Origin of the sequence: Novosphingobium album (ex Liu et al. 2023) (assembly GCF_029076845.1) — a bacterium.
Lineage (GTDB): Bacteria > Pseudomonadota > Alphaproteobacteria > Sphingomonadales > Sphingomonadaceae > Novosphingobium.
The window spans coordinates 98194-120772 of record NZ_JARESE010000073.1; the positions used below are offsets into that span (position 1 = coordinate 98194).

Annotated in this window: 21 protein-coding genes; 20 read left to right on the forward strand and 1 reads right to left on the reverse strand. The window is 66.6% G+C overall.

The window, feature by feature from the left end:
• The first annotated feature begins 6 nt into the window (after positions 1-6).
• The 17 genes from PYV00_RS20990 (at position 7) to PYV00_RS21070 (ending at position 17231) form a co-directional block, all read left to right on the forward strand.
• On the forward strand, positions 7-1218 hold the full coding sequence (locus PYV00_RS20990; protein ID WP_275230275.1) for an NADH-quinone oxidoreductase subunit D: 1212 nt from the start codon (positions 7-9) through the stop codon (positions 1216-1218).
• A gap of 106 nt (positions 1219-1324) precedes the next feature.
• Positions 1325-1513: a hypothetical protein gene (locus PYV00_RS20995; RefSeq protein WP_275230276.1), complete on the forward strand. Its 189-nt coding sequence runs from the start codon at positions 1325-1327 to the stop codon at positions 1511-1513.
• Positions 1506-2174 (forward strand): complex I 24 kDa subunit family protein, encoded by a 669-nt coding sequence (locus PYV00_RS21000; protein WP_275230277.1) that lies wholly within the window; start codon positions 1506-1508, stop codon positions 2172-2174. Before PYV00_RS20995 ends, PYV00_RS21000 begins: the two co-directional genes overlap by 8 nt.
• Positions 2174-3484 (forward strand): NADH-quinone oxidoreductase subunit NuoF, encoded by a 1311-nt coding sequence (gene nuoF, locus PYV00_RS21005; RefSeq protein WP_275230278.1) that lies wholly within the window; start codon positions 2174-2176, stop codon positions 3482-3484. Before PYV00_RS21000 ends, nuoF begins: the two co-directional genes overlap by 1 nt.
• A gap of 43 nt (positions 3485-3527) precedes the next feature.
• The gene (locus PYV00_RS21010) at positions 3528-4193 is read left to right on the forward strand and encodes a hypothetical protein (protein WP_275230279.1); all 666 of its coding nucleotides are present in this window, start codon (positions 3528-3530) and stop codon (positions 4191-4193) included.
• Positions 4194-4196: 3 nt separating this feature from the next.
• Positions 4197-6215 (forward strand): NADH-quinone oxidoreductase subunit NuoG, encoded by a 2019-nt coding sequence (nuoG, locus tag PYV00_RS21015; protein ID WP_275230280.1) that lies wholly within the window; start codon positions 4197-4199, stop codon positions 6213-6215.
• On the forward strand, positions 6212-7252 hold the full coding sequence (gene nuoH, locus PYV00_RS21020) for an NADH-quinone oxidoreductase subunit NuoH (protein ID WP_275230281.1): 1041 nt from the start codon (positions 6212-6214) through the stop codon (positions 7250-7252). The genes nuoG and nuoH overlap by 4 nt, the downstream gene beginning before the upstream one ends.
• Positions 7249-7734, forward strand: coding sequence for an NADH-quinone oxidoreductase subunit NuoI (gene nuoI / locus PYV00_RS21025; RefSeq protein ID WP_275230282.1), 486 nt, complete (start codon positions 7249-7251; stop codon positions 7732-7734). The genes nuoH and nuoI overlap by 4 nt, the downstream gene beginning before the upstream one ends.
• Before the next feature lie 27 nt (positions 7735-7761).
• Positions 7762-8379, forward strand: coding sequence for an NADH-quinone oxidoreductase subunit J (locus tag PYV00_RS21030; protein WP_275230283.1), 618 nt, complete (start codon positions 7762-7764; stop codon positions 8377-8379).
• Positions 8376-8681: an NADH-quinone oxidoreductase subunit NuoK gene (gene nuoK, locus PYV00_RS21035; protein WP_275230284.1), complete on the forward strand. Its 306-nt coding sequence runs from the start codon at positions 8376-8378 to the stop codon at positions 8679-8681. Before PYV00_RS21030 ends, nuoK begins: the two co-directional genes overlap by 4 nt.
• Positions 8682-8686: 5 nt before the next feature.
• A complete protein-coding gene (gene nuoL / locus PYV00_RS21040) occupies positions 8687-10738 on the forward strand; it encodes an NADH-quinone oxidoreductase subunit L (protein WP_275230285.1) in 2052 nt (683 codons plus the stop codon).
• A 4-nt stretch (positions 10739-10742) separates the two neighbouring features.
• Entirely contained in the window at positions 10743-12278 is a 1536-nt protein-coding gene (locus PYV00_RS21045) for an NADH-quinone oxidoreductase subunit M (RefSeq protein WP_275230286.1), read from the forward strand.
• Complete coding sequence (nuoN, locus tag PYV00_RS21050; protein ID WP_275230287.1) at positions 12278-13741, forward strand: NADH-quinone oxidoreductase subunit NuoN; 1464 nt, start codon at positions 12278-12280, stop codon at positions 13739-13741. Before PYV00_RS21045 ends, nuoN begins: the two co-directional genes overlap by 1 nt.
• On the forward strand, positions 13731-14471 hold the full coding sequence (locus PYV00_RS21055) for a biotin--[acetyl-CoA-carboxylase] ligase (RefSeq protein WP_275230288.1): 741 nt from the start codon (positions 13731-13733) through the stop codon (positions 14469-14471). Before nuoN ends, PYV00_RS21055 begins: the two co-directional genes overlap by 11 nt.
• Before the next feature lie 21 nt (positions 14472-14492).
• Positions 14493-15272: a type III pantothenate kinase gene (locus PYV00_RS21060; protein ID WP_275230289.1), complete on the forward strand. Its 780-nt coding sequence runs from the start codon at positions 14493-14495 to the stop codon at positions 15270-15272.
• Positions 15273-15298: 26 nt separating this feature from the next.
• The gene (locus tag PYV00_RS21065; RefSeq protein WP_275230323.1) at positions 15299-16924 is read left to right on the forward strand and encodes a ribonuclease J; all 1626 of its coding nucleotides are present in this window, start codon (positions 15299-15301) and stop codon (positions 16922-16924) included.
• 13 nt (positions 16925-16937) lie between these two features.
• Complete coding sequence (locus PYV00_RS21070; protein ID WP_275230290.1) at positions 16938-17231, forward strand: DUF1467 family protein; 294 nt, start codon at positions 16938-16940, stop codon at positions 17229-17231.
• A gap of 43 nt (positions 17232-17274) precedes the next feature.
• On the opposite strand, the gene PYV00_RS21075 is transcribed toward PYV00_RS21070, so the two are convergent.
• On the reverse strand, positions 17275-19914 hold the full coding sequence (locus PYV00_RS21075; RefSeq protein WP_275230291.1) for an ATPase: 2640 nt from the start codon (positions 19912-19914) through the stop codon (positions 17275-17277).
• 69 nt (positions 19915-19983) lie between these two features.
• Here PYV00_RS21075 and PYV00_RS21080 point away from each other — a divergent pair, with 69 nt between their 5' ends.
• The 3 genes from PYV00_RS21080 (at position 19984) to PYV00_RS21090 (ending at position 22563) form a co-directional block, all read left to right on the forward strand.
• Positions 19984-20286, forward strand: coding sequence for an Hpt domain-containing protein (locus PYV00_RS21080; RefSeq protein WP_275230292.1), 303 nt, complete (start codon positions 19984-19986; stop codon positions 20284-20286).
• Between the two features lie 91 nt (positions 20287-20377).
• On the forward strand, positions 20378-21556 hold the full coding sequence (locus PYV00_RS21085; RefSeq protein ID WP_275230293.1) for a hypothetical protein: 1179 nt from the start codon (positions 20378-20380) through the stop codon (positions 21554-21556).
• Positions 21557-21591: 35 nt separating this feature from the next.
• Positions 21592-22563, forward strand: coding sequence for a hypothetical protein (locus PYV00_RS21090; protein ID WP_275230294.1), 972 nt, complete (start codon positions 21592-21594; stop codon positions 22561-22563).
• Positions 22564-22579 lie beyond the last annotated feature (16 nt).

The following is a 22579-nucleotide window of genomic DNA, read 5'->3' on the forward strand; positions in this document are numbered from 1 at the left end:
CAAGCCATGACCATGCAGCTTGAGCAGTCGCCCACCACTGGCGACGAGGTCATCACCAACTACACGATCAACTTTGGCCCGCAGCACCCGGCGGCGCATGGCGTGCTGCGCATGGTCATGGAGCTGGACGGCGAGATCATCGAGCGGATCGATCCGCACGTCGGCCTGCTCCATCGCGGCACCGAAAAGCTGATCGAGCACAAGACCTATCTTCAGGCGCTGCCCTATTTCGACCGGCTCGACTATTGCTCGCCGCTGGGCATGGAATACAGCTACGTGCTGGCGATCGAGAAGCTGCTCAACCTCGAAGTGCCGCTGCGCGGGCAGTACCTGCGCGTGCTCTTCGCCGAGCTGACGCGCATCTGCAACCACATGCTCAACATGGGCAGCCACGTCATGGACGTCGGCGCGATGACGCCGAACCTGTGGCTGTTCGAAATCCGCGAGGACTGCCTCAACTTCTTCGAGCGCGCTTCGGGCGCGCGGATGCATTCGGCCTGGTTCCGCCCCGGCGGCGTCCACCAGGACGTGCCGCTCAAGCTGTTGGCCGACATCGCCGACTGGCTCGACACGCGCCTGCCGCGCCTGTTCGAAGACGCGATGAGCCTGGTCATCGACAATCGCATCTTCAAGCAGCGCAATGTCGATATCGCGCTGGTCTCGCGCGAGGATGCGATCCGCTGGGGCTTTTCCGGCCCGATGATCCGCGCCGCCGGCATCCCCTGGGATATCCGCAAGAGCCAGCCCTACGACGTCTACGACCGGATGGATTTCGAGATTCCGGTGGGCACCAATTCGGACTGCTACGATCGGTTCATGGTGCGGGTCGAGGAAGTGCGCCAGTCCGCCCGGATCATGAAGCAGTGCCTGACGGAAATGCCGGACGGTCCCGTCGCCTCGACCGACCGCAAGGTCGTCCCGCCCAAGCGCGGCGAGATGAAGCAGTCGATGGAAGCGCTGATCCACCACTTCAAGCTCTATACCGAGGGCTTCCACGTGCCGGCCGGCGAAGTCTATGTGGCGACCGAAAGCCCCAAGGGCGAATTCGGCGTCTATCTCGTCTCGGACGGCTCGAACAAGCCGTACCGCTGCAAGATCCGGCCCACCGCGTTCTCGCACCTTCAGGCGATGGATTTCATGTGCAAGGGCCATATGCTGCCCGATGCCACCGCCATCCTGGGCGCGATCGACGTCGTGTTCGGGGAGTGCGACAGGTAGGAATTCTTACGTAGAAATTTTCATCGGGCCGTGCGCGCGGGTGGGACACCGCCGGAACGGCTATGACAAGGGGGGCGTAGCGGGAGTAAGCGCGATGAATACGCGGATGTTCGACATGACCCGGGTCTGGGCGATGCTCACCGGGCTCCTGCTTGCGATCGGGTATTTCGCCGCGCTCTATCTTCGGGCCGCCCCTTCGGACCTGCTGCCGATGCTGGTAACGGCGATCGGCGGATTTGAACTGTTTCTTTTCGGCCAGGACGTCTGGCTGAAGCGGAAGGGAAGGCATGGCTGACCGCTACCTCGAACCCGATACGCCCGAGATCCGGGCACGTTGGGGCAATTTTGCCTGGAACCCGCACTGGGCCGAAAAGGCCCGGGCGGCGATCGCGCGCTATCCCGAGGGACGCCAGCGTTCGGCGGTCATGGCGCTGCTCGACTATGCCCAGCGGCAAGTCGGCGAGGAAACCCGGACGCAAGGCTGGCTGCCGATCCCGGTGATGGAATTCGTCGCGCGCGAGCTTGACATGCCGATCATCCGCGTGGTCGAGGTCGCGACCTTCTATACCATGTACAACCTCGTGCCGGTGGGCCGCTTCCACGTGCAGGTCTGCGGGACCACGCCGTGCATGTTGCGCGGGTCGGACGATATCCTGGCCGCTTGCCGCCAGCGCGGCATGGCGCCGGGCCACACCACCGACGATGGCCTGTGGACGCTGACCGAAGTGGAATGCATGGGCAATTGCGCGTCCGCGCCGATGGTCCAGATCAATGACGACAACTACGAAGACCTGACCGCCGAACGGCTCGATACCGTGCTCGACGCGCTGGCCCGGGGCGAGACGCCCAAGACCGGCACGCAGGAGCCCGGCCGGCACACGGTCGAGCCGCTTGGCGGGCCGACCACGCTCAAGGACATGGTCGCCGAAAACCACGACTATCGGGGAGAGTGGTGATGGCGCTCGCCGACAAGGATCGCATCTTCACCAACGTCTACGGCTACCAGCCGTGGAACCTTGCCGCCGCGCGGGCGCGTGGGGACTGGGACAACACCAGGGATATTCTCGCCAGGGGTCGCGATGCGATCATCGAGGAGATCAAGGCTTCGGGCCTGCGCGGCCGTGGCGGGGCGGGCTTTCCCACCGGCATGAAATGGTCGTTCATGCCCAAGCAGGCGCCGCTCGACCAGGCAGGCAATCCCAAGCCCAGCTTCCTCGTCATCAATGCCGACGAATCCGAGCCCGGATCGTGCAAGGATCGCGAGATCATCCGCCACGATCCGCACAAGCTGGTCGAAGGCGCGCTGGTCGCCGGCTTCGCGATGGGCGCGCGGGCAGCCTACATCTACATTCGCGGTGAATATATCCGCGAGGCCGAAACGCTGTTCGCCGCCGTGCAGGAAGCCTACGACGCGGGCCTGCTCGGCAGGAACGCGGCGGGTTCGGGCTACGATTTCGACGTCTTCGTCCATCGCGGCGCGGGGGCCTACATCTGCGGCGAAGAAACCGCGATGATCGAGAGCCTGGAAGGCAAGAAGGGCCAGCCGCGCCTGAAGCCGCCGTTCCCGGCCGGCGCCGGGCTCTATGGCTGCCCCACCACGGTCAACAACGTCGAATCGATCGCGGTCGCGCCCACGATCATGCGGCGCGGCGCCTCGTGGTTCGCCAGCTTCGGCGCGGAGAACAACAAGGGCACCAAGCTGTTCCAGATCAGCGGCCACGTCGAAAAGCCCTGCGTGGTCGAGGAAGAGATGTCGATCCCGTTCAAGGAACTGATCGAGCGTCACTGCGGCGGCATTCGCGGCGGGTGGGACAACCTGCTGGCGGTGATCCCCGGCGGATCGTCCGTGCCGCTGGTCCCGGCATCGCAGGTCATGGACATGCCGATGGATTTCGACGGCTGCAAGAAGGTCGGTTCCGGCCTCGGCACCGCCGCCGTGATCGTCATGGACAAGTCGACCGATATCGTCCGCGCCATTTCGCGGCTCAGCGCGTTCTACAAGCACGAGAGTTGCGGCCAGTGCACGCCTTGCCGCGAAGGCACGGGCTGGATGTGGCGCGTGATGGAACGCCTGCGCACCGGCGACGCGCATGTCGACGAGATCGACATGCTCCAGCAGGTGACCAAGCAGGTCGAAGGCCACACCATCTGCGCGCTCGGCGATGCGGCGGCCTGGCCGATCCAGGGCCTGATCCGCCACTTCCGCCCCGAGCTGGAACGCCGCATCGCCGAACGCCATGGCGACGTGCGGGAGGCGGCCGAGTGATGCCGCGCCTGTCCGCCTCGACGCAAACCCGGGGATGCTGAGCATGATCGCGCTTCGCCGCCTTGCCGCTCATGTGAGCCGCGCGAGCCGCGCCGCCCTTGCGGGAACGCTGGCCGTGCTGGCGTGCGGCAGCGCGCAAGCAGCGGACGCACCCGGTCCGAAGCCGTCGCCGGAAAAGTGGGAACTCGAGGCGATGTACAACTACGCGCGCTGCGTCGTCTCGCTGTCGCCTGCCGGCGCGGAAAAGGCGCTGGCGCTCGAGACCCAGAGCCCGGAATATCGCGATGCCTTGATGCGTCTGGGCAAGGGGCATGGCCAGTGCCTGGCCGGCAGTTCGGTGAGCCATTTCGAGATGGGCGGCGTGCTGTTCGCCGGAACGCTGGCCGAAGTCCTGCTGCAGCGCAAGTGGAACGAGCAGACGCTGGCGACGACGCTGCACCCGCCCGAGCCGGCCGTGGAGGCGCGTTCGGAAATCGAATATACCGGAATGTGCCTTGCCCTGGGCAATCCGCAGGGAACATCGGCGCTGGTGTTCAGCGATCCCGGTTCCGCCGCGGCGGATGAAAAGCTGAAAAGCCTTGCCCAGCAACTCGCCACTTGCGTGCACCAAGGCAAGACCCTGCGCATCAACAAGGCTGGCCTGCGCGCGATCATCGCGCTGGCCGCCTATCGCCTCGCGGGCCTCAACACCGCGACCGGAAAGAGCTGAGATATGCCCAAAGTCACCGTAGACGGACAGGAACTCGAAGTCCCGGCAGGGGCCACCGTGCTGCAGGCCTGTGAACTGGCCGGCAAGGAGATTCCGCGCTTCTGCTATCACGAGCGCCTGTCGATCGCCGGCAATTGCCGCATGTGCCTGGTCGAAGTGAAGCCGGGGCCGCCCAAGCCGCAGGCAAGCTGCGCCCTTCCCGCCGCCGAGGGCCAGGAAATCCGCACCGATTCCGAAATGGTCAAGAAGGCGCGCGAAGGGGTGATGGAGTTCCTGCTCATCAATCACCCGCTCGATTGCCCGATCTGCGACCAGGGCGGCGAGTGCGACTTGCAGGACCAGGCCATGGCTTATGGCCGGGGCGGTTCGCGCTATCACGAGAACAAGCGTGCCGTGACCGAGAAGTACATGGGCCCGCTCATCAAGACGGTGATGACGCGCTGCATCCACTGCACCCGCTGCGTGCGCTTCTCCGAGGAGATCGCCGGGGTGGACGAGATCGGCGCGCTCTATCGCGGCGAGAACATGCAGATTTCGACCTACCTCGAACATGCCGCCAGGCACGAGATGAGCGCCAATGTGATCGACCTGTGCCCGGTCGGCGCGCTGACCTCGCGCCCCTACGCGTTCGAGGCGCGGCCGTGGGAGCTGAAGAAGACGCTCGGCATCGACGTGTCCGACGCTTGCGGTGCCAATATCCGCATCGACAGCCGGGGCCGCGAAGTGCTGCGCGTGCTGCCGCGCGTCAACGACGACGTCAACGAGGAGTGGATCTCCGACAAGGCGCGCTACATGGTCGACGGCCTGACCAGGCGCCGGCTCGACAAGCCCTATCTGCGCCGCGATGGCAAGCTGGTGCCGGTGAGCTGGACCGAGGCGTTCGGCGCGATCGCCTCGCTCAATCCGGGCAGCAGGATCGCGGCGGTGGCGGGCGATCTGGTCGATTGCGAGACGATGTTCGCGGCCAAGGCGCTGCTCGGCGCGCTGGGTTCGAGCCTGCTCGAAGGCCGGCAGACCGGCATGGACTATGATACGTCGAGCCTGGCGGCGGTGAATTTCAACACGACGTTCGCCGGTATCGAGACGGCCGATGCGATCCTGATCGTCGGCTCGATGGTCCGCTGGGAAGCGCCGCTGGTGAACGTGCGGCTGCGCAAGGCGGTCAAGCGCGGGGCGAAGGTGTTCCTGGTCGGGCCGGAGTGGGAAACCACGTTCGGCGGCGTGTTCCTGGGCGAAGACCTGTCGGTGCTGGGCAACCTGCCCGAAGCCGTCACGCAGGCGTTCGGCGATGCCAGGCGCCCGGCGGTGATCGTCGGCGGCGCGGGGCTGGGCCGGGGCGGGCTGGATGCCTCGCTGGCGCTGGCCGGGCGCTTCAACCTGGTGCGCGATCTGGAAGACTGCACCAAGTGGAATGGTTTCAACGTGCTGCACATGGCCGCCGCGCGCATGGGCGGGCTGATGCTCGGCTTCGCGCAGAAGGGCGGCATCGCCGATCTGGTCGCGGCCAAGCCCAAGGTGCTGATCGCGCTGGGCGCCGATGAAGTGGACTATGCCCGATTCGCCGATTCGATGATCGTCTACGTCGGCCACCACGGCGACAAGGGCGCGCACGCGGCGGACGTGGTCCTGCCAGCAGCGGCCTATACCGAGAAGGCCGGCACTTACGTCAACACCGAAGGCCGCGTGCAGATGGCCGACAAGGCCGTGTTCGCCCCGGGCGACGCGCGCGAGGACTGGTCGATCCTGCGCGCCATGGCCGATGCCTTCGGCGTGTCGGTGGGCTTCGACAGCTTCGAGGAATTGCGCGCCGCGATGATTTCGCAGGTTCCGGCGCTTGGCATCGAGGGTCTGGCGGACTACGGGAGCGACCTGCCCGCGGGCGGCGGTTCCGCCGCGGGCGGCATCGCCTATCCGGTCAAGGATTTCTACATGACCAACCCCATCGCCCGCGCCAGCGCGGTCATGCAGCGCTGCTCGGCCGAACTGCTGCATGGCGAGGATTTCGCGGAGGCGGCGGAATGACCGCGTTCTTCGGCCAATGGCTACCCTATGAATGGGCGTGGTTCCTATCCACGATCATCGGCATCTTGCTGATCGCGCTGCCGCTGATGCTGGGCGTGGCGATGATCATTTATGCCGACCGCAAGATCTGGGCGGCGATGGCGCTGCGGCGCGGGCCCAACGTGGTCGGCCCGTTCGGCCTGCTCCAGTCGTTCGCGGATGGCCTCAAGGTCTTCCTGCAGGAAACCATCATTCCCTCGGCGGCGAACAAGGGCATCTTCCTGATCGCGCCGATCGTGACGTTCACCGTCGCGCTGATGGCCTGGGCGGTGATCCCGTTCAACTCGGGCGCCATCCTGGCCGATATCAACGTCGGCCTGCTCTATGTGCTCGCGATCAGTTCGCTGGGCGTCTACGGCACGATCATGGCCGGCTGGGCCTCGAACTCGAAATATCCGTTCTTCTCGGCGATGCGCGCCTCGGCGCAGATGATCTCCTATGAAGTCTCGATCGGCTTCATCCTGATCTGCGTGGTGCTGTGGGCGGGCACGTTCAACATGAACGACATCGTCAAGGCGCAGCAGGCGCATGTCTGGATCGTCAACGGCTTCTTCATCAACCCGCTGCTCTTCCCGATGTGGGTGATGTTCCTGATCTCCGGCATGGCCGAGACGCAACGCGCCCCGTTCGATCTGACCGAGGCCGAATCGGAGCTGGTCGCCGGCTACCAGACCGAATATTCCTCGATGGCCTTCGCGCTGTACTGGCTGGGCGAATACGCCAACGTGCTGCTGATGTGCGCGCTCAACGCCACGCTGTTCTTCGGCGGATGGCTGCCGCCGCTCGACATTCCGGTGCTCTACTACGTGCCCGGTTTCGTCTGGTTGCTGCTCAAGATCCTGTTCTTCTTTTTCGTCTTCTCCTGGGTGAAGGCGACCGTCCCGCGCTATCGCTATGACCAGCTCATGCGGCTGGGCTGGAAAGTGTTCCTGCCCGTCTCGCTCGGCTTCGTGGTGGTGGTTTCGGGCTATCTGATGTTCACGAGGTACGGGGCATGACTGTCGCACAACTCGTCAAAAGCTTCACGCTGTGGGAATTCCTCAAGGCGCACTGGCTGACCTTGCAGTATTTCTTCAAGCCCAAGGCGACGATCAACTACCCGTTCGAGAAGAACCCGCTCTCTCCGCGCTTCCGCGGCGAGCACGCGCTGCGCCGTTATCCCAACGGCGAGGAGCGCTGCATCGCCTGCAAGCTGTGCGAGGCGGTCTGCCCGGCGCAGGCGATCACCATCGAGGCCGAGCCGCGCGCCGACGGATCGCGCCGCACGACGCGCTATGACATCGACATGACCAAGTGCATCTACTGCGGCTTCTGCCAGGAAGCCTGCCCGGTGGATGCCATCGTCGAAGGGCCGAACTTCGAATACGCGACCGAAACGCGCGAGGAACTGCTCTACGACAAGGCCAAACTCTTGGCGAACGGGGACAAGTGGGAGCGGGCCATCGCCGTGAACCTTGAAGCCGACGCGCCGTATCGGTAGGGGCGCGCCCAGGGGATCGGCACTTCCATGATTCAGATTTTCGCCTTCTACCTTTTCGCGGTGATGACGATCGCCTCCGGCGCGATCACCATCCTGGCGCGCAACCCGGTGCACTCGGTGCTCTGGCTCATCCTGGCGTTCTTCAACGCCGCGGGCCTGATGGTGCTGGCCGGTGCCGAGTTCATCGCCATGCTGCTGGTCATCGTCTATGTCGGCGCGGTCGCGGTGCTGTTCCTGTTCGTGGTCATGATGCTCGACATCGATTTCGCGGAACTGCGCGCGGGCTTCATCCGCAACTTCCCGCTCGGCATGGTGCTCGCGCTGGCGCTGCTGGCGGAAATGGTGCTGGGGATCGGCGCCTACCGCGCCGGCGCGCTCAAGCTCGGCACGCCTGACGGAACCGCCACGACGGCGGCCGGAGCCTCGAATATCGAGGCGATCGGCGCGCTGCTCTACGGGCGCTATCTGTTCCTGTTCGAAGCGGCCGGCATCATCCTGCTGGTCGCGATGATCGGCGCGATCGTGCTGACCCATCGCCAGCGCGGCGATGTGCGCGGCCAGAATATCGCCAGGCAGGTCGCGCGCCGGCCGGACGAGGCGACGGTCAACCTGCGGCCGGAAGTGGGCAAGGGGGTTACGCTGTGATCGGTATCGAACACTATGTCGTCGTCAGCTCGATCCTGTTCGTGCTCGGCGTGCTCGGCATCTTTCTCAACCGCAAGAACGTGATCGTCATCCTCATGGCGATCGAGCTGATCCTGCTGGCGGTGAACATCAATCTCGTCGCATTCAGCGCGTTCCTGCATGACCTGACGGGGCAGATCTTCGCCATGTTCGTGCTCACCGTCGCCGCCGGCGAGGCGGCGATCGGACTGGCGATCCTGGTGATCTATTTCCGTGATCGCGGCACCATCGCGGTCGACGACGTGAACCGGATGAAGGGGTAAGCGCCTTGCAATCGATCCTGTTCATCGTCTTCCTGCCGCTGCTGGCCGCGATCGTCGCCGGCCTTGGCAACAAGGCGCTTGGCGCGCTGCCCGCCAAGGTGCTGACCACCGGCGCGCTGTTCATCGCCTGCGCGCTGTCGTGGCCGATCTTCATCAGCTTCCTGGCCGGCAATGCCGAAGCCACCGTCGTTCCCGTGCTCAAGTGGGTGCAATCGGGTACGCTGACGTTCGACTGGGCCTTGCGCGTCGATACGCTGACCGCGGTGATGCTCGTCGTCGTGACCAGCGTTTCCGCGCTCGTGCACCTCTATTCCTGGGGGTACATGTCGGACGAGCCGGATCAGCCGCGCTTCTTCGCCTATCTCTCGCTGTTCACCTTCGCCATGCTGATGCTGGTGACGGCCGACAATCTCGTCCAGATGTTCTTCGGCTGGGAAGGGGTGGGCCTTGCCTCCTACCTCCTCATCGGCTTCTGGTTCCGCAAGCCTTCGGCCAGCGCCGCCGCGATCAAGGCTTTCGTGGTCAACCGCGTGGGCGATCTGGGCTTCATGCTTGGCATCTTCGGCACCTTCCTGGTGTTCGGCACGGTCTCGATCCCGGAGATCCTCGCCGCCGCGCCCGGCATGGCCGGATCGACCATCGGCTTCCTCGGCCATCGCTTCGATACGATGACGGTGCTGTGCATCCTCCTGTTCATCGGCGCGATGGGCAAGTCGGCGCAGCTTGGCCTGCACACCTGGCTTCCCGACGCGATGGAAGGCCCGACGCCGGTTTCCGCGCTGATCCACGCCGCCACCATGGTCACGGCCGGCGTCTTCATGGTCTGCCGCCTCTCGCCAATGTTCGAAGCGAGCCCGACCGCGCTGAGCTTCGTCACCTTCATCGGCGCGGCCACCTGCTTCTTCGCCGCCACGATCGGCACGACGCAGTGGGACATCAAGCGCGTCATCGCCTATTCCACCTGTTCGCAGCTCGGCTACATGTTCTTCGCCGCCGGCGTGGGCGCTTATGGCGCGGCCATGTTCCATCTGTTCACGCACGCCTTCTTCAAGGCGCTGCTGTTCCTGGGCGCGGGCTCGGTGATCCACGCGATGCACCATGAGCAGGACATGCGCCATTACGGCGCGCTGCGTAAGCAGATCCCGATCACCTTCTGGGCGATGACCGCGGGCACGCTGGCCATCACCGGCGTCGGCATCGCGGGCGTCGCGGGTTTCGCCGGCTTCTATTCGAAGGACGCGATCCTGGAAGCCGCGTTCGGCAGCAACACCCAGATCGGCAGCTTCGCCTTCTGGATGGGCATCACCGCCGCGCTGATGACCAGCTTCTATTCCTGGCGCCTCGTCTTCCTGACCTTCTTCGGCAAGCCGCGCTGGGCCGGCTCGGAGCACATCCAGCACGCGGTGCACGATGCGCACGGGCATGATGGCCACGGTCACGATGCCCATGCGCATGACGATCACGGGCATGGCCACGCCGATCATGGTGACGGCACGGCGGGCTATCACCCGCACGAAAGCCCGCTGGTCATGCTGATCCCGCTCATCGTGCTTTCGCTCGGCGCGATCTTCGCCGGCATCGTGTTCAACCATGCATTCATCAGCGAAGGCACGGGCGAGTTCTGGAAAGGCAGCCTGGCGTTCTCCGAACACCTGATCCACGCGATGCACGGCGTGCCGACCTGGGTGAAATGGGCGCCGTTCACCGTCATGGCCATCGGTTTCGCGATCGCCTGGTACGGCTACATGCACAACACGAAGTTCCCGGCCATGGTGGCGGAACAGCTCGGCCCGATCTACCGCTTCGTCTACAACAAGTGGTACTTCGACGAGCTTTACCACTACGCCTTCGTCGTGCCTGCCTTCTGGCTCGGCCGCGTGTTCTGGAAACAGGGCGATATCGGCCTGATCGACCGCCTCGGCCCGGACGGCGCCGCGTGGGTCGTCGCCAAGGGCTCGACTTATGCGCAAAAGGTGCAGTCGGGATATCTCTATAGCTACGCACTGGTGATGCTGCTCGGACTTGTCGGCGCCATCAGCTGGGTGATCGCGGGATAAGACGATGAGTGGTTTTCCGATCCTCAGCCTGATGCTGCTCGTGCCGCTCGTCGCGGCGATCGCCTGCCTGTTCCTGGAGGCGAAGCCCGCGCGCGCGCTGGCGCTTGCCGCGACGCTGGTCGATTTCATGCTCGGCGTGGTGCTCTGGGCGAATTACGATATCGGCGGCGCGCAGTGGCAGTTCACCGAACGCACCGCGTTGTTCGCCGGCTTCTCCTATGCGCTGGGCATCGATGGCATCGCGCTGATGCTGATCATGCTCTCGGTCTTCCTCATGCCGATCTGCATCGGCGCGAGCTGGACCTCGATCGAAAAGCGCGTCGGCGAATACATGGCCGCCTTCCTGCTGATGGAAACGCTGATGATCGGCGTGTTCGCGGCGCAGGATCTCTACCTGTTCTACATTTTCTTCGAAGCCGGCCTGATCCCGATGTACCTGATCATCGGCATCTGGGGCGGGCAGGACCGGATCTACGCCAGCTACAAGTTCTTCCTCTACACGCTGCTCGGATCGGTGCTGATGCTGATCGCGATGTTGTGGATGGTGAACGAGGCGGGCACCACCGATATCCCCACGCTGATGGCCTATGACTTCCCGGCGAAGGCGCAGACCTGGCTGTGGCTGGCCTTCTTCGCCAGCTTCGCGGTGAAGATGCCGATGTGGCCGGTCCACACCTGGCTGCCCGACGCGCACGTGCAGGCGCCCACTGCCGGATCGGTGATCTTGGCCGGCGTGCTGCTGAAGATGGGCGGCTACGGCTTCATCCGTTTCTCGCTGCCGATGTTCCCCGAAGCTTCGGCCCAGTTCGCCTGGCTGGTCTTCGCGCTGTCGATGATCGCGGTGGTCTACACGTCGCTCGTCGCGCTGGTGCAGCACGACATGAAGAAGCTGATCGCCTATTCCTCGGTGGCGCACATGGCGATCGTGACGATCGGCCTGTTCGCCTTCAACACGCAGGGCCTCGAAGGCTCGATGATCGTGATGCTCAGCCACGGCCTGGTCTCGGGCGCGCTGTTCCTCGCGGTCGGCGTGATCTATGACCGGCTGCACACCCGCGAGATCGACCGCTACGGCGGCCTGTCGATCAACATGCCGCATTACGCGCTGTTCTTCATGCTCTTCACCATGGCCTCGATCGGCCTGCCGGGTACGAGCGGCTTCGTCGGCGAGTTCCTCAGCCTTGGCGGCATCTATCAGGTGTCGAGCTGGGTCGCGCTGGTCTGCACCACCGGCATCATCCTGGGCGCGGCCTACATGCTCTACCTCTATCGCCGCGTCGCCTTTGGCGAGCAGAAGCACGCCGATGCCGCCGCGATGCCCGACCTTTCGTTGCGCGAGTATCTGATGATGATCCCGCTGGGCCTCGCGGTGCTGTGGATGGGCGTTTATCCCGAAAGTTTCCTGGCGCCGATGCGCGCGGACATCGCCGCGCTCGACGCCCGCGTCGCACGCGCCAGGCCGGAGGGCGATGCAAAGCTCGCCATGGGCAAGGGCAAGCCCGCGCACGAAGCCGAAGCCGCGCATGAGGGGGCACACTGATGGACTGGTTGCAGTCGCTGCGCCTGATCGCGCCGGAAGAAACGCTGAGCATTGCCGGCCTCGTGCTGCTGCTGGTCGCCGCCTGGGGCGGGGACAAGGCCGCGCGGCTGATCAGCGTGGCCTCGGTCGCCGCGCTGGTGGGCGCCGCATTCCTCGTCATGCCCGCGCTGTGCGGCGGCGCGATGGGCCCTGACGCGCAGGCGTTCGGGGACCAGTATCGCGCCGATGCCTTCGCCAGCTTCGCCAAGCTGCTGATCTATGGCGCGGCCGCCGCCTCGCTGGTGATCGCGCCCGCTTTCTTCGACCGGCTGCGGGCGATGCGCGCGGAATATCCGCTGCTCATCCTGTTCGCCGCGCTGGGCATGGGCATGATGGTCTCGGCCAGCAACCTGCTGACGCTCTACATCGGCCTCGAACTCAATTCGCTTGCCTCCTACGTGCTGGCCGCCTTCCTGCGGTCCGACGACCGCTCGGCCGAGGCGGGGCTCAAGTATTTCGTGCTGGGCTCGCTGGCGAGCGGCATCCTGCTTTTCGGCATCAGCCTGACTTATGGCTTCACCGGCACGACCTCGTTCGAAGGCATCCGCGTGGCGCTCGAAGGCGGGCTGTCGCACGGCGCGCTGTTCGGCATCGTCTTCATGCTGGCTGGCCTGGCCTTCAAGATCAGCGCGGTGCCGTTCCACATGTGGACGCCCGACGTCTATGAAGGCGCGCCCACGCCGGTGACGACCTTCTTCGCCACCGCGCCCAAGGTCGCCGCGCTGGCGCTGACCATGCGCGTCGCGCTCGATGCCTTCGGGCCGCAGTCGGACGCATGGCGCCAGATCGTGATCTTCGCCTCGCTCGCCTCGATCGTGGTCGGCGCGCTCGGCGCCATCGGCCAGGCCAATATCAAGCGGCTGATGGCCTATTCCTCGATCAACAACGTCGGCTTCATGCTGATCGGCCTTGCCGCCGCGACGCCGGCCGGCGCATCGGCCATGCTGGTCTACCTGACGATTTACGTCGCCATGTCTCTGGGCGGTTTCATCGCGATCCTGATGCTCAAGGACGAGGCGGGCGAGCCGGTCGAGGCGATCGCGCAGATCGCCGGCCTGTCACGCACGCGGCCCGGCCTTGCCGCCGCGCTGGCGATGGTCATGTTCAGCCTGGCCGGCATCCCGCCGCTGTTCGGTTTCTGGGGCAAGTTCGTCGTCTTCCAGGCGGCGGTGCAGGCCGGGCTGGTTCCGCTGGCGGCGATCGGTATCGCGGCTTCGGTGATTGGCGCGTTCTACTACCTCAAGGTCGTCAAGATCATGTATTTCGACGAGCCGGCCGACGTGGTGAAGGGCCGCAGCGACTGGGCCCACCAGGCGCTGCTGGTATTGGCCACCGTGTTCATCTCGCCGCTGGGCTACCTGCTGACCAAGTGGCTCGGCGGTCTGGCCGACGTGGCCGCAAGCGCGCTTTTCCTTGCCGCATAATAGCGACGGCCCGATCCGGTTCGTTGCGGAGACCGGATCGACCAATGCCGATCTTGCCGCGCGGATCGCGGCGGGTGATTATCTTGCCGAAGGCGATTGGCTGGTCGCCGATCGCCAGCGCGCCGGCCGGGGGCGCCGGGGCCGCGAATGGCATGACGGCGCGGGCAATTTCATGGGGTCGACCGTGGTGCGGCTCGGCCATGGCGATCCGGCCGCAGCGACACTGGCGCTGATGACGGGCCTTGCGGTTCGCGAAGCTGTCGCGCCGCACTTGCCCGATCGGGACATGGCGCGGCTGAAGTGGCCCAATGACCTGATGCTGGGCGCCGCCAAGCTGGCCGGCGTCCTGCTCGAACGCGTGGGCGACACGGTGATCATCGGCATCGGCGTGAACCTCGTCTCGGCGCCGGCGCTGCCCGATCGGCCCGCCGCCGCGCTGGCCGATTTCGCGCCCGCGCCCGATCGGGATTCCTTCGCGCACGATCTGGCCCGCGCTTTCGCGGCCGAGCTCGAACGCTGGCGCGCCGCCGGCATCGCGCCGCTGCTGCGCCGCTGGCAGGCCGCCGCGCACCCCGAGGGCACGCCGCTGGCGGTGCAGCCGCCGGGCGAGCCGGCGCTTTCGGGGGGCTTTGCCGGGCTCGATGCCGAAGGTAACTTGCGACTGCGCCTTCCCGACGGCGGCCTGCGCGCCATCAGCGCGGGCGATGTGCTGCTCGCCGAAAGCCGATAAGAGAAAGAGGATTGCCACGCCATGCTGCTCGCCATCGATGCCGGCAACACCAATGTCGTCTTCGCGCTGTTCGAAGGACGCACCATCAAGGGGCGATGGCGCATTGCCACCGATCCGCGCCGCACGGGAGACGAATATGCGGTGTGGCTGATGCAGCTCCTAACGATCCGCGGGATCGAACGGCAGCGGATCGGCCAGATCATCATTTCCACCGTGGTCCCGCGCGCCTTGCACAATCTGGAAGTGCTGGCCCGCAACTATTTCGGGGTTGAGCCGCTGATCGCCGGCAATCCGCCGGTCGATTACGCGATCGATATCGACGTGGACGAGCCGCGCTCGCTCGGCTCGGATCGGGCGGTGAACGCCGTGGCCGCGCACGCCAAGTATCCGGGCGATGTCATCATCATCGATTTCGGCACCGCGACGACGTTCGACGCGATCGATTTCAACGGTGCCTACAAGGGCGGGATCATCGCGCCGGGCCTCAACCTTTCGCTCGATGCGCTGGTGGGCAACACCGCCAAGCTGCCGCGCATCGCCGTCGAAGTGCCCGCCACGCCCAGCGTGATCGGCCGCAACACCGAGGATCAGATGCTGATCGGCGTGTTCTGGGGCTATGTCGCGATGATGGAGGGGTTGATCGCGCGGATGCGCGCCGAGATCGGCCGGCCGGCCAAAGTCATCGCCACGGGCGGCCTGGCCGTGCTGTTCGGCGAGGCCACCGACATCTTCGACGTGATCGACCCCGATCTGACCCTCGAAGGACTGGCCATTCTGGCGGAAAGGGCTCCCGCCTCGTGAATTCCGGTAACATGAAGCCCGGCATCATGAAGCCCGGGAAGGAATTGCTGTTTTGCGCGCTCGGCGGCTCGGGCGAGATCGGGATGAACGTCAACCTCTATGGCTGCGATGGCCAGTGGCTGATGGTCGATCTGGGCATGACCTTCTCCGGCACCGAATATCCGGGCGTCGAGCTGGTCTTCGCCGATCTCGATTTCATCGAGGAGCGGCGCAAGAATCTCATCGCCGTCGTGCTCACCCATGCGCATGAGGATCATATCGGCGCGGTGCCCTATTTCGCGCGCGAGCTGGGCGTTCCGCTCTATGCAACGCCGTTCACCGCGCGGCTGGTGGCAAGCAAGCTGGAGGAAGCGGGGATTCTCGATGAGGTCGAGCTGATCGTCGTCGATGATCTGGAGCGGTTCCAGCTCGGGCCCTTCGGCATCCGCTACGTTCCGCTGGCCCATTCGATCGCGGAAGGCAACGCCCTGCTGATCGACACGCCCTATGGCCGGATCTTCCATACCGGCGACTGGAAGCTGGATGACGAGCCGCAGGTCGGCGTGCCGACAACTGCCGAGGAATTGACCGCGATCGGCGATCAGGGCGTGCTCGCGCTGGTCTGCGATTCGACCAACGTGTTCAACCCGGAAGCTTCCGGTTCCGAAGGCGCGGTCTATCGCGGGCTGCTGGCCGAAGTGGGCAAGCACAAGGGGCGGCGCGTGCTCGTCACCACGTTCGCTTCGAACGTGGCGCGGTTGCAGACGCTGGGCGCGGTCGCGCGCGCGACCGGGCGGCGGCTCTGCGTGGCCGGGCGCTCGCTCGACCGGATCATCGAGACAGGGCAGGCCAGCGGCTATCTGCGGGATTTGCCCGAAACGGTCGATTTCGAGACCGCGATGGACTTGCCGCATGGCGAACTGCTGATCATCGCCACGGGCGGGCAGGGGGAACCGCGCGCCGCGCTGGCGCGCATCACCGAGGACAACCACCAGATCAAGCTCGATGCGGGCGACGTGGTGCTGTTCTCCAGCCGCCAGATCCCCGGCAACGAGATCGCCATCGGCCGCATCCAGAACCGGCTGGCCGAACGCGGCATCGTGCTGGTCACCGACCGGCAGAGCCCGATCCACGTTTCCGGCCACCCCGGCCGGCCCGAACTGCAGGCGCTCTATGGCTGGATCAGGCCCGAGATCCTCCTGCCGGTGCATGGCGAGATCCGCCACATGCGCGAACAGACGCGATTGGGGCTGGCCAGCGGCATCCCCAAGGCGGTGTTCCAGAAGAACGGCGATCTGGTGCGGCTGGCGCCGGGCGCGCCGGGCAAGTTCGACGAAGTGCGGGCAGGGCGGCTCGTGCTTGATGGCGACATCATCGCGCCGGCCGATGGCGAGGCGATGGTCATGCGGCGGCGCCTCGCCTTTGCCGGGGTGGTTTCGGTGGCGGTGGACCGCAAGGGCCATGTCGAGGTTTCCGCGCTCGGCCTGCCGCTCGACGAGGATTACGAGGCTTTCGTGGCCGAGGCGCGCCGCGATGTCGCGGATGCGCTGAAGCGCGTGCGCCGGGGCGAGCGGGCCGACCGCATCGAGGCGGCGCGGCTGGCCGCCCGCCGCGCGGCGGCGCGCTGGTCGGGCAAGAAGCCGCAAGTCCAGGTTCTGCTGCTAGAGGATTGATCGGAGCTGCCCCATGCAATGGACATCGATCATCGCGATCTATTCGCTGTTCTGGGTGCTTTGCGCGTTCCTGGTGATGCCTTTCGGCCTGCGCACGCCCGATGAGGTGCCGGGGCATCGGGTGGAGCGCGGCCATGCCGATAGCGCCCCGGTCAATTTCCGGCCGCGCCGCATCGCGCTGCGCGCCACGGCGCTGTCCGTGGCGATGTTCGGGCTGTTCTACCTGAACTATGTCTATGGCTGGATCAGCGTCGATGATCTCAACGTCTTCGGCAGCCCGCCCGACACCTCGAAGTACGATTACTGATCCGGGCCGATAGCGGCGCTGGCAGGATGCAAAACTTGTGCTCCTAGCTGCGCAGCCGCTCGATGCCCTGCGCCAGCGCGACGTAGAGCTTGCCCATGTCCGACGACAGCAGCGTCACGCCCAGCGCATTGCCGTCGCGGGTCGAAAGCACTTGCCGCAGGATCGCTTCGAAATCATGGATATAGCGGCTGACGTGGGCGCGGAACTCGTCGTCGCTCTCATAAATCTGCTGGATCGCGCGGGCATCGTTGTTGTCGATGAGGCTGACCGCGCGGCGCGTGAAGATGCCCCGGTCGCCGCGCAGATAGGCCGCCCAGGCCGTGTCCGACACTTCGGTCGAAAGCGCCTTGGCGATGTCGATCGCGTTGGAATTGAGCGATTCGGTGATCAGCGCGACGCGGCGCGAGAAATCGTTGTCGACCTGCTCCTCGGCGCGCTGGCGGGCATGGGCGACCCGGCTTTCGAGATTGGCGACAAGCTCGTTCACCTTGGCGAGCTGGTCGCGCAGCTGGATCGCCGCCTCGCGCCCCACGCCAGAGGCGTGCGCGGCGGCCAGCTCGATCTGCCCCGAAGCTTCGGCCGCGCGCATCCGCATGGCCTTGTCCAGCGCCTGGCCGCTTTCCGCGCCCAGCTTGTCGGCAATGGCGGTCACGCGGGCCGCGCCCTCGTGCTCTATGGCGGCGACGGCGTCGCGCGCGGCGGTGGACAGGCGCTCGATCGCGCCGGTCAGTTCCTCGCGCGCGCGGCCCGCGACGCGTTCTGCCTGCTGCTCGATATCGCCCAGGCTGGCGCGCAGCCCGGCGAGAGTCTCGGCATGGCGCGAACCGTGCGCGGCCGTGGTCGCCTGCATCGCATCCAGCTCGGCCCCCAGGTCGCGCAGGCTGGCGCCCGTGGTCTGCACCTGATCGGCCAGCTGGCCGCTGCCCGCGCCGGCATCGGCGATCGCGGTGGCCATGGACCGGATCGAGGCATCCATGCGGCCAAGCCGGTCCTCGGAAATCGCCAGCGCTTCGGGCAGGTTGCCGGCGCACTGGCTGGCGCTGGCCTGGATCAGCTCAAGCAGCCGCACGCTCATCTCGGTCAGCTTGTCGACTTCGCTGTCGGTGGCCGCGAGCGAGGCCCGCGCGGCCGTCAGCTTGTCGGTCAGCAGCGCCAGGCTGGCGCCGATCCGCGCTTCGGTCTCGCCGCTTTGCTCGGCGATGCCGGCCATGCGCAGTTCATAGACTTCGAGCCGATCGGTCAGCTTGCGGGCCTGTTCGGAAAGGTTGGCGGTATGCTGCTGCTGGCCCGCGAGGCGGGCGACGACATCGGCATCGACCGAGCGGATCATGCCGGATAGCCGCGCCATCGCGGCTTCCTCCTCGGCGATATAGCGCGCGCGCCGTTCCTCGAACTCTTCCGCAAGGCGGCGCACGCGCCGGCCGATCTCGCCATCGAGCAATTCATATTGCGCGCGCAGATCCTCGGCCAGCTGGGCCTGCTCGTGGTGATGCTCCTCGCGCTGGGCGGCGATGCGCGTGCCGATCGTCTCGATCTTGCCCGAAAGGTCGGCGATGGCGCGTTCCTGCACCTCCTGCAGCGATCGCGCGACGACGTCGGCTTCGTCGCGCAGGGCATTGAGCCGGGCGCGCAGCGAAGTGAGGCTTTCCGCCTCGTGATCGTCAAGCCGCCCGCGCGTGACCTCGATCTCGCCGGTCAGCGCGGCGGCGCGGCTGCGGATGGCGGCCAGCGCCTCGATCTCATGCGCGTCAAGCTGGGTGCGGAATTCGGCGCCGCGCGCGGCCAGCGCGGCAAAGCGCTGTTCGGCCAGGACATCGAGCTGCTCGCACTGGCGGGCGAACTCGATCAGCGCAGCGTCCACCGCGCGCCGCAGGATCTCGACTTGCCGCTCGCTTGCCTGCCCGAACTCGTTGAGCCGGTTGAAGCCGTTGATCAGATCCTCAAGCTGGGTATGCGCGGCGCGCCCGGCCGTGCCGATGTTGTTGGTGACATCCTTGGCCGAACTGGCGATCACCGGCAGCTGCCCGCGCAGCTTCTCCATGTTGTCGAGCGCGGCCTGGCTGACCGTGCCGATCGTTTCGACCCGCACGCCATTGTCGCGGATCAGGTGTTCGAGCCGGTCGGCGTTCTGCGTCAGCCGTTCGGCCGCGATCCGGCTCAGCGCTTCCAGATCGCGCGATTGCGCGGCGAGGAATTCGCGCGCCAGGCTCAGCTCGCGATTGACCGTGGTGAGCCGCGCTTCAAGCTGCGCCGATTCGCTGGAAAGCAGCCGCGCGGCATCGCCGAATCGCGCCGCCTCGCGCTTGCTGGTGCGCATCGCCAGCAGCCAGGCGGTGCCCACCAGCAAGGTCGGCCCGGCCCAGTCCGCGATCAGTGTGGCCCACATGCGCGGCGGCAGCCCGGCGCGCAGATCGGCCAGATGAGCCCAGGCGAAAAAGCCGGTCCAGCCCGCCACCGCGAGCAGGGCGAGCGCTGGCGCCAGCACCGCCGGCAGCGAACGCGGCGGCGCGGCCGGCTCCGCCATTTCGGGCAGTGCCATTTCGGGCAGTGCCGTTTCGATGGGCAGTGCCGTTTCGATCGCGGTGTCCCTTTCGAGCCCGCCGTCAGGCGCGGCGACGATCGCGTCGCTTTCGCCTTCGTTTCCGTTCGCGCCGAACGCGATGATCCGTGATCCCCCATTCATGGGCCGATCCTATCATGCCACGGGGATCTATAAACCCCGGTTTAACCTTCCTTCCCCTAGATAGGCCCGATGGCTTACGAAGCAGGTGCCCTGGAAGCGACACTCGCGGCTGCCGCGGGGGAAGACCCGGAGCTGTTCGCGGAATTGCGCGCGGCCTTTCTGGAAAGCGTCACCCGGCAGATCGATCTGCTGGCCCGCGCGCGCTGCGACGGCAACTGGCATGTCGCGGCGATGCGCCTCAGGGGCCTTGCCGCCAGCTTCCAGGCCGATCACCTGCTGGCCATCGCCGAGCAGGTGCTGGAAGCCGCGCCGGGCGAGCCCACCGTGATCCGCCGGCTCAAGACCTGGCTCGACGAGTTTTCCGCCGCCTGAATCGTCCGCGCCGCTTGGCACCCATGGGGCCAGCGCCTAAAGAGGCCCCCAGGCTGCTGGGAGGCGCAAGCTGCGCATCGCTATTCTCACGATGGTTGAGCCCGCCGGCGCGGGGCAGCCGATCCCACGGGCGTTCCTGCGCGTGGCGGGGTCCACGCTTGCCCAGCACCAGCTTGGCCTGACGATCGCGCTCGATTGCCAGCGCGTGATCTGCATCGCGCGCGGCACTTCGCCCGAACTGCTGGCCGTGCAGCACCGCGCGGAAGACGCGGGCCAGCAGTTCCACATCGTCACCGCGCCCGCGCAACTGGCCGCGCTCGTCACCGCGGCGGATGACCTGATCGTGCTGTCCGAAGGACTGCTGCCCGATCCGGCCCATGCCGTGCCGCTGCTGGAAAGCGGGCCGGCGGTGCTGACGCAGCCGGTGGAAGGGGCGCTGGCCGAAGGGTTCGAACGGATCGATATCAACAATGCCGCCGCCGGCGCCGCGCGCCTGCCGGGCCGGCTGGTCGAGCAGCTTCACGAATTGCCGGGCGATTGGGACGTCCCCTCGGCGCTTACCCGCATCGCGCTGCAATCGGGCATTCCCATGCGCGAAGTGCCATCGGCCGCACGGCTGGGCGTGGGCTGGAAGATGATTCGCACCGAGACCGAGGCCCTGGGCGTGGAGCATGAATGGCTGCGCGCGCGCATCGGCGTGTCGCGGCCCGGTTCGCCGGGGAGGAGCCTGGCGCGCATCGGCGTGCTTTCGTTCGGTCCCTCGCTGCTGCATGCCGGCAATGCCAGCACGGCACTGGCGGCCGGCGCACTGCTCGTGCTGGCGATCGCGGCCGGCGCGGCCTGGTTCGATCTGGTGGCGGTGGGCTTCCTCGCCTGCGCGATCGCCTGGCTGCTGGCACAGGCGGCGGGGATGCTGCGCGCAGCCGAACGCCATGCCGAAGCGATTGCGCCGCCCGCCATTCCGCGCGCGGACGCGCTGGGATGGGCGGTGGACGCGGCTTTCATGCTGCTGGCCATCTGGGGCACGCAGCGCGGGCCGGGCGATCTTGCCGCCAGCACCGCGTTTGCGCCGGTGATGCTGCTTCTGCTGCTCCATCTCGTCGCCCGGCTGTTCGAGGAACGGCTGGCCGCGCTGGTCGCCGATCGCGCGCTGCTGGCGCTGGTGCTGTGCGCGGGGGCGACGATCGGATACCTTGCGCCGCTGATCCAGATCCTGTGCGTGGGGCTGGCGCTGGCCGGAATCGTGCTGCCGGCACGCCGCCACGGCTAATACGGCCTTAACCAAGGCGTGGTAAGGCACGGGGCATGATCGAGCGAGCTGTCCCTCCCGCGCAACCGGATTCGGTCGAGGCGGTGCTGCGCGAGGAACTCGCGCGCGGGGATGCGATGGCCGAAACCGTGCTGCCGATCCTGCGGCACCTGATCGCCAACAAGGACAATTCGGTCTTCAGCGACGAAATTCTGGCCCGCGTGCGCGGCATGATCGGCGCGATCGCCGCCGAACTGCTCGATGCCCGGCTTGCGGCCAGCGGCGACGGCGAAGGCCCGGCGCGCGATCCCGCAGCGCTGCAGGCGCTGTTCGACGCACTGATCGACAATCCCGCGCTGCTTTCGCACACCCATGCCCTCGCGCTCGAATGGCAGCTTACCGAGCGATTGCAGGCTCGGCTCGCGCTCGATCCGGTCGTGCCGCCGCTGCTGCAGGCGCTGGTCGCCTCGCCCGAACCGGGCACGCAGGAAATGGCGATGCGGCTGCTCGCGGCGCAATCGCGCTTCTGCCAGAACCAGCGCCGCATGATGCTGCCGCTGTGCGAATTGCCGGGCGATCTGCTGCACGCCGCGCTGGTTGCGGCGCGCGCGCAGGCCGGCCCCGCAGCCGACGCGGATGAGCGCGTGGCCCTTGCCGAAAGTCGGCTGCGCGCGCGGTATGACGAAGGCGCCAGCCGCCTCGGGCTGATCTCACAACTGGTGCTGGGCATGGGCGGCGGCATGATCGCGGCGCTTTCGGTGACGCACGCGGGCGTGGCGATCTTCCTTTCGGCCATGGCGATCGGATCGGGGCAGGGGCGCGACGCGGCCATCCTGGCGACGCATGACGCGCAATGGGCGCGGCTGGCGCTGGCGCTGCGTTCGGCCGGGCTCAAGCCAGCCGGCGTCGCCGAGCAGATCCTGGCGCTGCATCCGCAAGCGAGCTTGCCCGACGAATTCGCCAGCCTAAGCGCGGAACGCGCGGCGACGATCCTGGCCGCAGGCCCCTTTCGCGAGCCGCAGGGATGACTGGCAGCGGGATCAC

Coding starts and splice junctions, on each gene's coding strand:
- PYV00_RS21000 (WP_275230277.1), top strand. CDS start 1,506: ATGGCTGACCGCTACCTCGAACCCGATACGCCCGAGATCCGGGCACGT.
- PYV00_RS21045 (WP_275230286.1), top strand. CDS start 10,743: ATGAGTGGTTTTCCGATCCTCAGCCTGATGCTGCTCGTGCCGCTCGTC.
- PYV00_RS20995 (WP_275230276.1), top strand. CDS start 1,325: ATGTTCGACATGACCCGGGTCTGGGCGATGCTCACCGGGCTCCTGCTT.
- nuoF (WP_275230278.1), top strand. CDS start 2,174: ATGGCGCTCGCCGACAAGGATCGCATCTTCACCAACGTCTACGGCTAC.
- PYV00_RS21065 (WP_275230323.1), top strand. CDS start 15,299: ATGAAGCCCGGGAAGGAATTGCTGTTTTGCGCGCTCGGCGGCTCGGGC.
- nuoG (WP_275230280.1), top strand. CDS start 4,197: ATGCCCAAAGTCACCGTAGACGGACAGGAACTCGAAGTCCCGGCAGGG.
- PYV00_RS21080 (WP_275230292.1), top strand. CDS start 19,984: ATGGCTTACGAAGCAGGTGCCCTGGAAGCGACACTCGCGGCTGCCGCG.
- PYV00_RS21090 (WP_275230294.1), top strand. CDS start 21,592: ATGATCGAGCGAGCTGTCCCTCCCGCGCAACCGGATTCGGTCGAGGCG.
- nuoN (WP_275230287.1), top strand. CDS start 12,278: ATGGACTGGTTGCAGTCGCTGCGCCTGATCGCGCCGGAAGAAACGCTG.
- PYV00_RS21030 (WP_275230283.1), top strand. CDS start 7,762: ATGATTCAGATTTTCGCCTTCTACCTTTTCGCGGTGATGACGATCGCC.
- PYV00_RS21075 (WP_275230291.1), bottom strand. CDS start 19,914: ATGAATGGGGGATCACGGATCATCGCGTTCGGCGCGAACGGAAACGAA.
- nuoH (WP_275230281.1), top strand. CDS start 6,212: ATGACCGCGTTCTTCGGCCAATGGCTACCCTATGAATGGGCGTGGTTC.
- PYV00_RS21010 (WP_275230279.1), top strand. CDS start 3,528: ATGATCGCGCTTCGCCGCCTTGCCGCTCATGTGAGCCGCGCGAGCCGC.
- nuoI (WP_275230282.1), top strand. CDS start 7,249: ATGACTGTCGCACAACTCGTCAAAAGCTTCACGCTGTGGGAATTCCTC.
- PYV00_RS20990 (WP_275230275.1), top strand. CDS start 7: ATGACCATGCAGCTTGAGCAGTCGCCCACCACTGGCGACGAGGTCATC.
- PYV00_RS21060 (WP_275230289.1), top strand. CDS start 14,493: ATGCTGCTCGCCATCGATGCCGGCAACACCAATGTCGTCTTCGCGCTG.
- PYV00_RS21070 (WP_275230290.1), top strand. CDS start 16,938: ATGCAATGGACATCGATCATCGCGATCTATTCGCTGTTCTGGGTGCTT.
- PYV00_RS21085 (WP_275230293.1), top strand. CDS start 20,378: ATGGTTGAGCCCGCCGGCGCGGGGCAGCCGATCCCACGGGCGTTCCTG.